Here is a 13,484-nt window from a genome sequence, read left to right as displayed (position 1 = left end):
CGCGATTTCGCGCCCGCGATCACCGAAAAGCTATCGCTACTTTCGGAGCGTCGCGCCCGCGGGATGGACCTCGCAGGCGTCGGCGTCGTAGCCCGCGTCGGTCAGGCCGGTCCCGAGCGCGAACACGGTCTCGCCGAGCATCGCCATCGCGGCCTCGCCGCCGGCGGCGGTCACGTCGGCCAGAACGCCCTCGACCTCCGGCGTGAGGAGGTCGGCCGATTCGGCGAACTCCCGGGAGGCGTCCATCAGCATCGGCAGGGTCGGCGTCTCGACCAGTCGGACCAGCATGTCGACCCCGACCGACGAGAGCCGTTGGGTGTTGCCCGACAGCACCGCCTCGGTTGAGCGTTCGCCGAGGGTGAGATACTCGATCCGACCCGCGGCGGGCACGCCGTCGAGCCGGTTGTACTCGGGCGCGCCGGGGTCGAGTCGGATCGGGACGCCCCCGCGGGCCTGCGCGACCACGTCGCCGAGCCCGGTGCCCGACTCGACTTCGGCGGCGTGGGCGAGCGCGATCAGTTCGTTCGCCGAGCGCTCGCAGTCGAACGCCCGGTTCGCGGCGAGCGCGGTCCCGAGCGCGGTCGCCCCCGAGACGCCGAAGCCGGCGCCGACGGGCAGGTCGGTCCGGGCGGTCACGCGCGCCTCGGCGTCGAGCGCGTCGAGCACTCGCGTCACCGCCTCGATCGCGGCGGGCTCGTCGTTCAGTTGCATCGCGGTCTCCGCGGCGGGCTCGACGTCGACGGTCACGCCCTCCGAGAGGGTCACCCCCGCGCCGCGCGACCCGGCCTGCTCGGGGTCGTCGGCGTCGTGGACGCTGAAAAAGCCCGTGACGTGGCCCGGCACGAACGCCCGCGCCGACTCTCGGTCGTCAGTCATCGCCCGCATCTCGGGAGCGGTCACGTTTAACGGTTACAATCTCGGGCCGCGGTGGCCCGTTTCGAGCCGGACCGCGGACCCCCGACCGAGCGCAGACTCCGGCGCGACGCCACAGAAACGGACGTCAGCTCAGAACGAGTCCTACGGGCTCAGCCGTTGGCGATCGCGCGGGAAGAGGACGGCCTCCCGGATGTTCTCCAGCCCGAGCATCGTCATGACGAGCCGTTCGCCGCCGAGCCCCCAGCCGGCGTGGGGCGGCATGCCGTACTTGAACATCTTGGTGTAGTAGTCGAACGCCTCGGGGTCGAGACCCTGCTGTTCGAAGCCCTCCACGAGCCGGTCGTAGCGGTGCTCACGCTGGCCGCCAGAGACCAGCTCCATCGAGGGGTGCATCAGGTCGAAGCCGGTCGACAGCTCCGGATCGTCGTCGTGGTCTTTGATGTAGAACGGCTTGATCTCGCTGGGCCAGTCGGTGATGAAGTAGTGCGAGCCGACGTCGTCGCCGAGCGCGGTCTCGCCCTCGGTCGGCAGGTCGTCGCCCCACACGAGCTGGTCGTCGAGCGCGCCCGTGGCGTTGATGCGCTCGATGGCCTCCTCGTAGGTCAGCCGGGGGAACTCGCCCGACGGCGCCTCGAACTCCTCGTAGCCCAGCGCTTCGAGCTCGGCCTGACAGTTCTCGGCGACGCCCTCGTAGGCGGCCTTCACGACCGTCTCGCAGGCGTCCATCGCGTCCTCGTAGTCGAAGAAGGCGCTCTCGAAGTCGATCGAGGTCGCCTCGTTGAGGTGGCGGGGCGTGTTGTGCTCTTCGGCCCGGAAGATCGGCCCGATCTCGAAGACGCGTTCGAGCCCGGAGCCGACCATCAGCTGCTTGAACAGCTGGGGCGACTGGTTCATGAACGCCTCTTGGCCGAAGTAGGTGATCGGGAACAGCTCGGTGCCGCCCTCGGTGCCGGTCGCGACGATTTTCGGCGTGTTGATCTCGGTCGAACCCAGCTCGCGGAACGCCTCGCGGACCGACCGCAGGATCTCCGCGCGGATCTCGAAGATGGCCTTCTGCTCGTCCTTGCGGAGGTCGAGGGTCCGGTTGTCGAGTCGGGTCGAGAGGTCGGCGTCGACCTTGCCCGAGGGGTCGAGCGGGAGCTCGGGCTCGGCGGCGGCGATGACCTCGACCGAGTCGGGCACGATCTCGACGTCGGTCGGAGCCCGGGGCTCTTCCTCGACGTCGCCCGAGACTTTCACCACGCTCTCGCGGTTGACGTCCGTCCCGGTCTCGACCAGGTCGTCGTCCATCTCGTCTTTCTCGAACTTGACCTGAATCTTGCCGGTGGTGTCCCGGACGATGAGAAAGGCGATGCCGCCGAGGTCGCGGATCTCGTGTGCCCACCCGGCCACGGTGACCGTGTCGCCGGGTTCGGCGTCCGCGGTGTACGTTCGGTCTTGCATACCTCTCGATTCACGCGGCCCGGTCTTAAACGCGGTCATTTTCCGCGCGACCGGTCGCCGCGCTCGCGGTGGGCGCGGCGTCCCGACACCGGAACCGCCGCGTGCCGGCCGCCACCGGCGTCGCTGTATCCCCGGGTAGCGAAAACGGAACAGTTCTTTTGAGGCCGCCCTACGACACCGAACGTATGAGCGACGAACGCCTCGACGACCTCGACAAGTACATCATCCACATGCTCCAGCGCGACGCCCGGAAGGCGTCGACGAGCACCATCGCCGAACACGCCGACGTGTCGGCCAGCACCGTCCGCCACCGGATCCGCCAGCTCGAGGACGACGGTATCATCACCGGCTACCATCCGGCGGTCGACTACGAGGCGGCCGGGCTCCAGCTCCGGACGCTCATCGTCTGTTCGGCCCCGATACCCGACCGCGAGGCGCTCGCCCAGAGGGCCAAAGAGGTCGAGGGCGTGGTGGCGGTCCGCGAGGTGATGACCGGCCACGAGAACATCCACATCGAGGTCGTCGGCACCGACGGCGACGATCTGAGCCGGATCGGCCAGGAGCTCGACGAGCTCGGGCTCGAAATCGAGGACGAGGATCTGATCCGCAACGAGTACGAGAACCCCTACGAGGGCTTCCGGACGTTCGAAGCCGACGACGCCTGAGGAGCGTTTCTCCCCGGATTCCCAGCCGCGGTAGCCACGGCCGTCGCGATCTCATTCCTCATCCCCGAAACGACAATATATTCTAAATATATTCACGGACCGGGCATTAATCCGATCCATTTATTGCTATCCGTGGTCTACGGTCGGGTGACGGAACCATGCAATCGTTACGACTCGACCGTTCGTCGAGAGACGCCCGCGGACCGACCACGTTAGACTCACGGCCGAGAATCCCTGCCGTTTCCTTCGGAGGAGGTGAGTTCGAATGTCCCGAAACGGACCGACCGCCGGGCTGATGTCGGCCGTCGGATCGGGGACCGCCGCCGGGTCCGCCCGTCGGCGTCGTGCCCTCGTCGTCGGGGGCGGTCACGTCGGGCGCCTGCTCGCCGAGCGTCTCGCAACCGACTACGAGGTGACGTTTCTCGCCACGGCGCCGGAGGCGGCCCAACGAGCCGACGAATCGACCGTGACCGCCAGACACGTCGAAGAGATCAGCGCAGAAACGCTCGATCGGATCGGCGCCGGGGAGGCGTCGCTCGCGGTCGTCGCGTCGCGGACCGACGGCAGTAACCTCCTCGCCGCGCAGTTGCTCCGGACCCGGTTCGGCGTCGACAGGATCCTCATGCTGGTCAACGACCCCGACCGCGTCGACTCGCTCGAAACCCTCGACGTCGACGCGGTGTGTGCTTCCGATCTGGTCGCGTCGGGTGTCAACGACCGCCTCAAACGCTCTTCCGGGGAGAGCTGACCATGGGAAAGGAACTCGAACGAGACCTCGGACTGTTCGCGGTGATCGCTATCAGCATCGGCGCGATGATCGGCAGCGGTATCTTCATCCTCCCCGCGCTCGCGCTCAAGATGGCGGGTCCGGCGGTCATCCTCGCGTATCTGGCGGCGGGCCTCCTCGTGCTCCCCGCGGCGTTGAGCAAGGCCGAGATGGCGACCGCGATGCCCGAAGCCGGCGGGACCTACATCTTCATCGAACGCGGGATGGGCCCGCTACTGGGCACCATCGCCGGGCTCGGAACCTGGTTTTCGCTGTCGTTCAAGGGCGCGCTCGCGCTCGTCGGTGGGGTTCCGTACCTCGTCGTACTGTTCGACCTCCCGGTGAAGCCGGTGGCGCTCGGACTCGCCGCCTTCCTCGTCGCGGTGAACATGCTCGGCGCCAAGCAGACCGGCCGGCTCCAGGTCGGCATCGTCGCCGCGATGCTCGCCGCGCTCGTCTGGTTCGTCGGCGGCGGGGCCGGGTCGATCGAGGCCGCCCAGTACGAGGGCTTTTTCGCGAAGGGCGCCGGCGGACTGTTCGCCGCGACCGGACTCGTGTTCGTCTCCTACGCGGGTGTGACGAAGATCGCCAGCGTCGCCGAGGAAGTCGAGAACCCCGACCGGAACATCCCGCTCGGGATCCTCGGCTCGCTTGGCTTCACGACGTTGCTGTACGTTCTCATCGTGTTCGTCGTCGTCGGGATCGTGCCCGGCGAGGTGCTGTCCGGGTCGCTGACGCCGATGGCCGACGCCGCGGAAGTCGCGCTCGCCCAGCCCGGGGTCGTCATCGTCGTCGTCGCGGCGGTGCTGGCGCTCGTGAGCACCGCCAACGCCGGCATCCTCTCGTCGTCGCGGTACCCCCTCGCGATGAGCCGCGACAAGCTGATGCCCGACTCGCTCAGCACCGTCAGCGATCGGTTCAACACGCCGACGCGCGCCATCTCGCTCACCGGCGTGGTGATGCTCGCGCTGATCGCGTTCGTCCCGATCCTCGACATCGCGAAGCTCGCGAGCGCGTTCCAGATCCTCGTGTTCGTGCTCATCAACGTCGCCGTCGTGGCGTTCCGCGAGGGCGACGTCGAGGACTACGACCCGGCGTTCGAGTCGCCGCTCTACCCGTGGACGCAGGCGTTCGGCGCGGTCGGCGGCCTCGCGCTCCTCACCCAGATGGGGACCGTGGCGCTGCTCGGGTCGGCGGCTATCATCGCGGGATCGGCGGTGTGGTACGTCGTCTACGTCCGCGACCGCATCGACCGCGAGGGCGTCGCCAGAGACGCCGTCAGGCGGTCGATGGGCCGGCGCGTCGTCGAACGGACCCGCTCGGCGGTCGACGGCGCCGGCGGCTACGAGGTGCTCGTCCCCGTCACCGAGGACACCTCAGAGGAGCGCGAGGCCGCGCTCCTCGGCGTCGCGGCCGACCTCGTCAGGCAGGGCTCGGGGACGGTCCGGGTGGTCCAGTTCGACGAGGTGCCCGACCAGACGCCCCTCGAACAGGCCTCGGCGACCCAGTCGCCGGCCGACATCCGGTTCGAAGAACGGACCGACCGGCTCGCGGCCGACGTCGACGTGCCCGTCGAGTACGGCGAGATCGTGAGCCACGACACCAAGCACGCGGTCGTCAACTTCGCCGACCACCACGACACCGACGTGATCGTGCTCGAACGCGACTCGACGCCGCGCCGGTTCGGTCTGTTGCGCAACGACTTCGAGTGGGTCCTCGACCACGCGCCCTGCGACGTGCTCGCGGTCGACGACCGGGGGTTCGACGCCGTCGGCGTGCTCGGCATCGTCACCGATCGGGGCCCCTACGACCCGCTGAAGGTCGAAGTCGCGAACGCGCTCGCGGCGCAAGTGGGCGCGGAGATCGAACTGCTCTACCCGGTTTCGCCGTCGGCCACGCCCGAACGCCGCGAGACGCTCCGGGACTACCACGCCGAACTCGAATCGGTCTGTTCGGTGCCGGTCGAGTCTCGACTCGTCGAGACCGACGGCGACGCGCTGGCGGATCTGGCCGACGCGACCCACGCGGTCGACATCGCGGTCGTGGGCGACGACGGCGGACAGGTCCGCCGGATCCTGTGGAGTCGCTCGCACGAACAGATCGTCGACGAGTCCGAGACGCCCTCGATCCAGGTGTACCCCCACCGGTCGCGGCGTCCGGGGCCGGTCGGAAAACTCCTCGAACGACTCGCCTTCTAGGCGTCTTTCGCGGCGTCGACGGTCTCTGCGACCGCGTCGACGCCCTCCTCGTGGACGAGATCGCCGACGACCACGGTGTCGGCGTGCTGGGCCATCGCGTACGCCGAGTCGTAGTCGTGGATGCCGCCGCCGTAGAAGAGCGTGGCCGCGTCGAGCGCTCCCTGAGCCGCCGCGACGACCTCCGGGTCGCCGAAGGTGCCCGAGTACTCGACGTAGACGATCTCCTGGCCGAGCATTTGTTCGGCCAGTTCGGCGTAGGCCGCCACGTCCTCGACCGACTGGTCGCAGTCGGCGCCGGTGAGTTCGGCCACGCTCGCGTCGGGGTTCATGATGATGTAGGCTTCGGTCGTCGTCCGGTCCCAGTCGACGTCGGTGATCCGGACCCACTCTTTGTGTGCGCCCGTCACCCACGAGACGCCGCCCGCGTTGAGCACGACCGGCACGAGGTAGCCGTCGAGCGCCTCGTCCTCGACGACGACCGCGGGGTTGCTCGGCTCCTGATACAGGGGGACGTCGTACTTCGCGCAGGCGTCGATGACCTGCTCCATCTTCTCGCTGGTCACGTCGAGCGTGCCGCCGATTTCGAGCGCGTCGGTTCCGGTCCGACAGACGTCCTCGAAGGTCTCGCCCTCCACGAGACGCTTGTCGGGGTCGATCTTCAGGACGTGGTCCCAGTCGTCCCACGGTGCAGTCATTGTTCGAGTTAACCCCGAGGCGGGCTAAAACCCCTTCGGAACGACCTTTCGTTGCGGGCGGTGCCTGAACGCGTCGCCCTTGCAAACGCTCGATCGAAAACCGCCGAAAGAGCAGAGTCCCCGAGCCTGCGTTCGCTTTTCCCGGCCAGACGCCGTCACGGAATCTCGCTTGTCACTTCCTCCCGCCCGCACTGTGGCGCGATTAGTTGTGCCAACCACGATCGGGTTCGGTCGGTGGAAAGGCGTAGCCGACGACGAGCATGCTCGTCGCCACCGAGACGACCAGCACATCCGCGAGCCACGATGGATATGCGCCCGACAGTTTTGCCACAGCCAGCGGGATGGCCCACCCGGACGCAAACAGCACCAGCGATCCACCGAGCAACCGGGTTCGGTCGTCCCGGAAGAAAACGACTCCGAACACCGCGATACCAATCGCAAACAGGCCCAAAAGCGTGAAAAAGGCGGTACTGATCGTGACCGGCAGGACAGTCACGTTGGGTACGAGATCGCTGGCACGCGCCAGGCTGGCCCACCCAACCAAGACGATGGTCCCCACCGGTAGTGACGCCACGAACGCAACCCCGACGATTGCTGTCATCGGGGTGCGGTCGGCGAGAGACTGATACGACCTGAGCAACACGAGCGGTGCGAGGGCGAATCCGATGCCGAACGGAATCGCAGAGAGCGCCCACGAAAACGGAACGCCGGCCAGACTCTCACCGTAGAGGCCACTGGCGGCCTCGATCAAGAGGGTCGCGCCAGCGACCCCCAGTAGTCGCCCAGTCCAGCGCTCGATTTCGGGCCGTCCGCTGTCGGCGAGGGACATATCGGAGAGATCCGAGGCTCGACCATAATAGTAATGCATTCTACAACTCTCCTCCAAACCGGTCTGATTCTGATAGGTGCCGCACCGGAGAGCAAACACCACGACCCTACCGAACCGGGTGTCTCGGGTCCGGTCTCGCTTCCAGACAGCGACTCCGGACTCCCTTACACCTAGTCGGCTTTCGCCTGCCAGCTCCGGAGCCGGTCTTCGCTCACGCCCTGCACTTCCGACGCCACCGTCTCGACCTCGGCGTCTTTCAGGTCGTCGACGCTCTCGATGCCCGCGGCTTCGAGCTTCTCGGCGGTCTTCGCGCCGATGCCGTCGAGGCTCTCGAGGTCGGTGCCCGACTCGCTGTCGCGGGCCTGAAACTCCCGGTAGTTGCAGATCGGACAGCCCAGTTCCCACGGCTCGTCGCCGTTGTGGACCACCAGCTCGGGCAGGTCGTGTTCCTCGCACCGCTCGTCGGTGACCTCGATGTCGCCCCGACGGGGGAGCGGCAGCGAGTAGTCGCAGTCGGGATAGCGCGTACAGCCCACCAGCCGCGAGCCGTTCTGGAGGTGCTTGATGGCGAGTTCGCCGCCGTGTTCGTCGGCGCAGTCCGGACACTCGCCGATGACCTCGTCGTCGGCCTCGTCGGCCTCTTCGGCCTTGCAGAGCGGACAGCCGTGGACGAACGTCTGGCGGCCCGCGAGCATCTTGACGTGGTGGAGGTCGTGGTCGTCGCAGGTCTCGTCGAGGATCAGCGGCTTGCCGGTGTTTGGCAACGGCAGGGTGTACTCACAGTCGGGGTAGCCGTCACAGCCGACGAAGTACGACCCCCGACGACTCTGGCGCACCAGTAGCTCCTCGCCGCAGTCGGGACACGGCCCGAGGGTCTTGTCGGCCTTCAGCGACTTCTGGAGCAGATCGCCGACCTCCTCGCGGGAGTCCCGAAGCTCGTCGAACACCTGCTGGAGGTACTCGCGGGACTCGTCGGCCACCTCGTTCAGGTCGGCCTCGCCCTCCGCGATGGCGGTCATGTCGGCTTCGAGGTCGCTGGTCATCTCCTCGCTGACCACCAACTCGGCGTACTCCTCGGCGGCCTCCACGACCGCCTTCGCCAGCTGGGTCGGGCGCGGCGGGTCGCCCTCGACGTAGCCCCGGTCGTAGAGTTTCTCGACGGTGTTGTGGCGGGTCGACTTCGTCCCCACCCCAAGCTCCTCCATGGTCTCGATGAGCCGCGACTGGCCGTACCGCCGGGGCGGCTGGGTCTGTTTGTCCTCGATGCGGGCGTCGGTGATCGCGAGGGACTCGCCCTCGGTCACGTCCGGGACGTAGTTCTCGGTGCTGTTGAAGTAGGGGTAGACCGCGTGGTAGCCCTCTTCGAGCAGGCGCTTGCCGTTGGCCTTGAGCCGGTGGGTGTCGCCGTCGGCCTCGACGCCCGCGACGACCTTGAGGTGTTCCCACGTCGCCGACTCGGCCACCGTGGCGAAGAACCGCCGGACGACCAGCTCGTACACCTCCCACTCGTCGTCGTCGAGTTCGCCCTTCGTCGGGACGTCCTCGGTCGGGTGGATCGGCGGGTGGTCGGTGGTCTCCTCGTCGCCCTCGGTCGGTTCGATCTCGTCGGCCCCAAGCAGGTCCTCGGCGTCGTCGCCGAAGTGGTAGTCCCCGGCGAAGGCGTCGAGCAACTCCTCGGGGTCCAGATCGTCGGGGTACACCGTGTTGTCGGTCCGGGGGTAGGTGATGTACCCCGCGGTGTAGAGATCCTCGGCGATGCTCATCGCGCGCTGGGCCGAGTAGCCGAGGCTCCCGGCCGCCCGGATGAACTGGGTGGTGTTGAACGGCGCGGGCGGGTCGTCGGTCCGGGTCCGCCGCGAGACGCGCTCGACGATCGCCTCGGTCGCGGCTTCGAGCGCCTCGAAGGCGGTCTCGGCGGCCGCCTCGTCCCAGACGCGCTCGGCCTCGTTGTCGTCCTCGTCGAGATAGAAGTACTGGGACTCGAACTCGGCGGTCTCCTCGTCGGTCTCTTTCAGGAGGTCGGCGAACAGCTCCCAGTAGTCCTCGGGGTCGAACGCCTCGATCTCGCGCTCTCGGTCCACGATGAGCTTGAGGGTCGGGCTCTGGACGCGCCCGACGGAGATGAAGTCCTCGCCGAGCTGGCGGGCCGAAAGCGAGAGAAATCGGGTCAGGGCCGCGCCCCAGATGAGGTCGATCTCCTGGCGGGCCTCGCCCGCGGCCGCGAGGTCGAAATCGAGCTCGTCGGGGTCGGCGAACGCGTCGACGACCTCGTTTTCGGTGATCGAGGAGAACCGGACCCGCCGGATCGGCACGTCGTCGTTGGCCTCCCGGACGAGCTCCCAGGCCTCCTTGCCGATGAGTTCGCCCTCGCGGTCGTAGTCGGTCGCGATGGTGACCTGATCGGCGTCCCGGGCCAGCAGTCGGAGGGTGCGGACGATGTTCTCCTTGGTGGCTTTCTTCTCGATGGGCGCGTCGATGAGCTCGACCGGTTCGACGTCGCGCCAGTCGTTGTACTCGTCGGGGAAGTCGACCCCCACGACGTGGCCCGACAGCCCGATGCATCGCTTGCCGCCCCACTTGTAGACGTTGACGCCGTTTCGCCGCTCGGCCTCCGCCGACTCGCCGCTCAAAATCGCGGCGATGCGCCGGGCGGCGTTGTCCTTCTCGGTGATTATCAGCTCCATGCCCCACCTCCGGTCGGCTCGCGTCGCCCGGCGCGAAGGCCCGCCGGGGGTCGCTGGTCGGTCATCGTGTTCCCGGTAGGACAACAGACCGCCTAAAGCTTTCGCCGCGAGAAATCGCAAGCGGGCGGCGGGACAGACGCGCTCACGCGCGGGTCCGTCGCGGGCGCCTGACGCGTGGCGACCGGCCGCTCGCGACCCCCGCGACGCCGACCGCGACTCCCGGCAGGTCCGACGGGGAACCCGCGCGTTTAAGAACTGATCGCCCGATTGACCACTGAGTAGTGTCCGAGAGCACCGACAGCCGCGTCGACATGACGACCGGAGCGATCACGCCGAAACTGACGAGCCTCGCGTGGCCGCTGGTCGCGGGCAACCTCCTCCAGACGTTCTACAACCTCGCGGACATGTTCTGGGTCGGCCGAGTCAGCCCCGAGGCGGTCGCGGCGGTCTCGCTGATGTTCCCGACCTCGTGGATGTTCGTCTCGGTGGCGATGGGGCTGACCGCGGCCTCGGTCGCGCTGGTCTCCCAGCACGTCGGCGCGGGCAACGACCGACAGACCGACAACGTCGTCGCTCAGACGCTGTTGCTCACGGTCGCGGTGTCGGTGACGCTGGCGACGGCCGGCTACACGTTCCGCGAGCCCCTCGTCACGCTCGTCGGCGCGCGCGGGGAGGTCTACACCGCGGCGCTCGCCTACATCGAGGTGCTTTTCGTCGCGATCCCGTTCACCTTCCTCTTTTTCGTCTTCCGGGCGGTGCTCCGGGGCGCCGGCGACACCAAGACCGCGATGTGGCTGATGGTGTTTTCGGCGGGGCTCAACGTCGTGCTCGACCCCTTCCTGATCCTCGGGTACGGCCCGTTCCCGGCGTGGGGCACTCGCGGCGCGGCGGTGGCGACCCTGATTTCGCGGGTCCTCGTCGCGATCGTGGGCGTCTACATCCTCGTCAAAGGCGAGTGGGGCGTCCGGCTCCGGCTGGCGGATCTCCGGCCCGACTGGCCGGTGCTCAAGAAGCTCGTCACCGTCGGCTCGCCCGCGACCGTCGACGGCGCGGCCCGGAGCTTCGCCGCGGTCGCGATGGCGGCGCTGGTCGCCCGGTTCGGGCCCATCCCGACCGCGGCCTACGGGGTCGGCGTCCGGCTGATGTCGGTGTCGTGGACCGTCTCGGGCGCGGTCGGACAGGCGGCCGCGACCGGCGTCGGCCAGAACCTCGGCGCCGACACCCCCGACCGGGCCGCTGAGGTGACCTGGAAGGCGACCGCGGGGACGATGGCGGTGCTGTTCGGGGCCGGCGGGCTCATGTTCGCCTTCCCCGGGGCGGCGATGCGGATCTTCATCGGCGATCCGGCGGTCGTCGCCGAGGGCGTGCGGTTTCTCCGCATCATCGGACCGTTCCTCGCCTTCTTCGGCGGGCTGATGGTCGTACAGGGCGGGTTCCGGGGCGCGGGCGACACGCTGGTCGCGATGGCCCTATCGTTCCTCTCGCGGTGGGTGCTCCGGATCCCGCTCGCGGTGCTGTTCGCCTACGGCGGGACGGTCACCGTCGCGGGGCTCACCCTCTCGGGGTTCGGCTGGGGGGTCACCGGCCTCTGGTGGTCGTGGGCGGCGTCGGCGATCGGATCGTTCGTGGTCGGCGTCCTGTGGTTCGCGCTCGGCCGGTGGAAACGCGGCGTCGTGGAGAAGGAGCCGGCGGCCACGCCCGGCGACTGAGGACTTAAATCGGAAGGCGCGGCCACCTCGTCGCGTGACCTGACAGCACGCCGCAACGGGGTCGAGACAGGAGCGCGGCGCGCCCCTCGCGGTCCGAGAACCGACGCGTCGCCCGTCCGCTACTCGTCGAGGCGCTCGCGCAACAGCCCGTTGACCGACCCGGGGTCGGCGCTCCCGCCGGTCTTCTGCATCACCTGCCCGACGAGGAAGTTGAGCGCGCCGTCCTCGCCGGCGTGGTAGTCCTCGACCGCGTCGGGGTTCTCCTCGATCGCGGCCGCGACGGCTCCCTCGACGGCGCCCTCGTCGGCCTTCCCGAGCCCCTCGCGGTCGATGACGGTCTCGGGGTCGTCGCCCTCGTCGAGCATCTCGCGGAGGACGACCTCCTCGGCGTTCTTCGTCGTTATCTCCCCGTCGGCGACCAGTTCGACGAGTCGCTTGAACTCCCCGAGCCGGTCGGCGACGTCGGTGATCGCCATGTCGCGGTAGTTGAGTTCGCCGAGCAGGTTGTCCGCGACCCACGTCGCCGCGAGGTCGGGGTCGTACTCGCCGGCCACGTCCTCGTAGAAGTCCGCGACCTGCTTCGTCGAGGTGAGCTTGCTCGCGGCCTCCGCGCTCAGGCCGTACTCCTCGCGGAACCGTTCGCGGCGGGCGTCGGGGAGTTCGGGAATCTCCAGTTGTTCCTTCCAGTCGCTGACCCGCAGGGGCGGCAGGTCGGCCTCCCGGAAGTACCGGTAGTCTTTCTCCTCTTCCTTCGAGCGCATCGAGACGGTGATGCCCCGCGACTCGTCCCAGTGGCGGGTCTCCTGGGCGACCTCGCGGCCGCGCTTGACCGCGTTCTTCTGGCGGGTCGCCTCGTAGGACAGCGCCTTCTCGGCGCCCTTGTGGCTGGAGATGTTCTTGACCTCGGTGCGGTTTGCGTCTTCGAGGGCCTCGTCGCTGATCGCGCCGTCGTCGATCTCCTCGCCGGGCACCACGCTGAGGTTGGCGTCGATCCGGAGGCTCCCGTCGCGCTGGCTGTCGAACACGCCGAGGTACTCGAGCACCTCTTCGAGCTTCGCGAGGAACGCCCGGACCTCGGCCGCGCCCCGGAAGTCGGGCTCGGTCACGATCTCCATCAGCGGGACGCCCGCGCGGTTGTAGTCGACCAGCGTGTAATCGGCGGTGTCGATGCTCCCGCCCTCGTGCTGGATGCTCCCGGGGTCCTCTTCGAGGTGGGCGCGCCGGATGCCGACGGTCCTGCGCTCGCCCTCGACCTCGACTTCGAGCTCGCCGTCCTGACAGATCGGCGCGTCGTACTGGGTAATCTGGAACCCCTTCGGGAGGTCGGGGTAGAAGTAGTTCTTCCGGTGGAACGCCGTCTCCGCGGGGACGTCGGCGTCGATGGCCTTCCCGACCTTCACCGCCGACTCGACGGCCGCCTCGTTCAGGACGGGGAGCGCTCCCGGCAGGCCGAGACACACCGGACAGGTGTGGGTGTTGGGCTCGTCGTCGGCCACGTCGGTCGAACAGCCACAGAAGATCTTCGTGTCGGTCTCCAGCTGGACGTGGACCTCCAGTCCGATGACGACCGCGAGGTCCTCCTGCTGGACAGCCTGAGCAGTCATTACCCGGCCGTTCGG

General features: G+C 68.3%; 10 protein-coding genes. 4 read left to right on the top strand and 6 right to left on the bottom strand.

What is annotated here, in order from left to right:
- Window positions 1-36: 36 nt before the first annotated feature.
- On the bottom strand, window positions 37-876 hold the full coding sequence (locus EPY72_RS04240) for a pantoate kinase (protein WP_134669183.1): 840 nt from the start codon (window positions 874-876) through the stop codon (window positions 37-39).
- 141 nt (window positions 877-1,017) lie between these two features.
- Window positions 1,018-2,319, bottom strand: a complete 1,302-nt coding sequence (aspS, locus tag EPY72_RS04235) for an aspartate--tRNA(Asn) ligase (RefSeq protein ID WP_134669181.1) — start codon at window positions 2,317-2,319, stop codon at window positions 1,018-1,020.
- Between the two features lie 185 nt (window positions 2,320-2,504).
- On the opposite strand from aspS, the gene EPY72_RS04230 reads away from it, so the two are divergent.
- From EPY72_RS04230 to EPY72_RS04220, 3 genes are all read left to right on the top strand, one after another.
- Window positions 2,505-2,984, top strand: a complete 480-nt coding sequence (locus EPY72_RS04230) for an Lrp/AsnC family transcriptional regulator (protein ID WP_135805674.1) — start codon at window positions 2,505-2,507, stop codon at window positions 2,982-2,984.
- A gap of 265 nt (window positions 2,985-3,249) precedes the next feature.
- Complete coding sequence (locus EPY72_RS04225; RefSeq protein WP_135805673.1) at window positions 3,250-3,732, top strand: NAD(P)-binding protein; 483 nt, start codon at window positions 3,250-3,252, stop codon at window positions 3,730-3,732.
- A 2-nt stretch (window positions 3,733-3,734) separates the two neighbouring features.
- A complete protein-coding gene (locus EPY72_RS04220; protein ID WP_135805672.1) occupies window positions 3,735-5,948 on the top strand; it encodes an amino acid permease in 2,214 nt (737 codons plus the stop codon).
- Here EPY72_RS04220 and EPY72_RS04215 read toward each other — a convergent pair.
- The 3 genes from EPY72_RS04215 to EPY72_RS04205 form a co-directional block, all read right to left on the bottom strand.
- Window positions 5,945-6,643, bottom strand: a complete 699-nt coding sequence (locus tag EPY72_RS04215; protein WP_135805671.1) for a phosphoglycerol geranylgeranyltransferase — start codon at window positions 6,641-6,643, stop codon at window positions 5,945-5,947. The genes EPY72_RS04220 and EPY72_RS04215 overlap by 4 nt on opposite strands.
- 202 nt (window positions 6,644-6,845) lie before the next feature.
- Window positions 6,846-7,472: a hypothetical protein gene (locus EPY72_RS04210; protein ID WP_135805670.1), complete on the bottom strand. Its 627-nt coding sequence runs from the start codon at window positions 7,470-7,472 to the stop codon at window positions 6,846-6,848.
- Between the two features lie 170 nt (window positions 7,473-7,642).
- On the bottom strand, window positions 7,643-10,156 hold the full coding sequence (locus tag EPY72_RS04205; RefSeq protein ID WP_135805669.1) for a DNA topoisomerase I: 2,514 nt from the start codon (window positions 10,154-10,156) through the stop codon (window positions 7,643-7,645).
- 311 nt (window positions 10,157-10,467) lie between these two features.
- On the opposite strand from EPY72_RS04205, the gene EPY72_RS04200 reads away from it, so the two are divergent.
- Entirely contained in the window at window positions 10,468-11,865 is a 1,398-nt protein-coding gene (locus EPY72_RS04200; protein ID WP_135805937.1) for an MATE family efflux transporter, read from the top strand.
- A gap of 119 nt (window positions 11,866-11,984) precedes the next feature.
- Here EPY72_RS04200 and gatB read toward each other — a convergent pair whose 3' ends face one another.
- Window positions 11,985-13,469 (bottom strand): Asp-tRNA(Asn)/Glu-tRNA(Gln) amidotransferase subunit GatB, encoded by a 1,485-nt coding sequence (gene gatB / locus EPY72_RS04195; protein ID WP_135805668.1) that lies wholly within the window; start codon window positions 13,467-13,469, stop codon window positions 11,985-11,987.
- Between the last annotated feature and the right edge of the window lie 15 nt (window positions 13,470-13,484).

Source organism: Halorussus marinus, assembly GCF_004765795.1.
Lineage (GTDB): Archaea > Halobacteriota > Halobacteria > Halobacteriales > Haladaptataceae > Halorussus > Halorussus marinus.
Note: the sequence above shows the minus strand (reverse complement) of the source record. Positions and strands in the feature narration are given on the sequence as shown.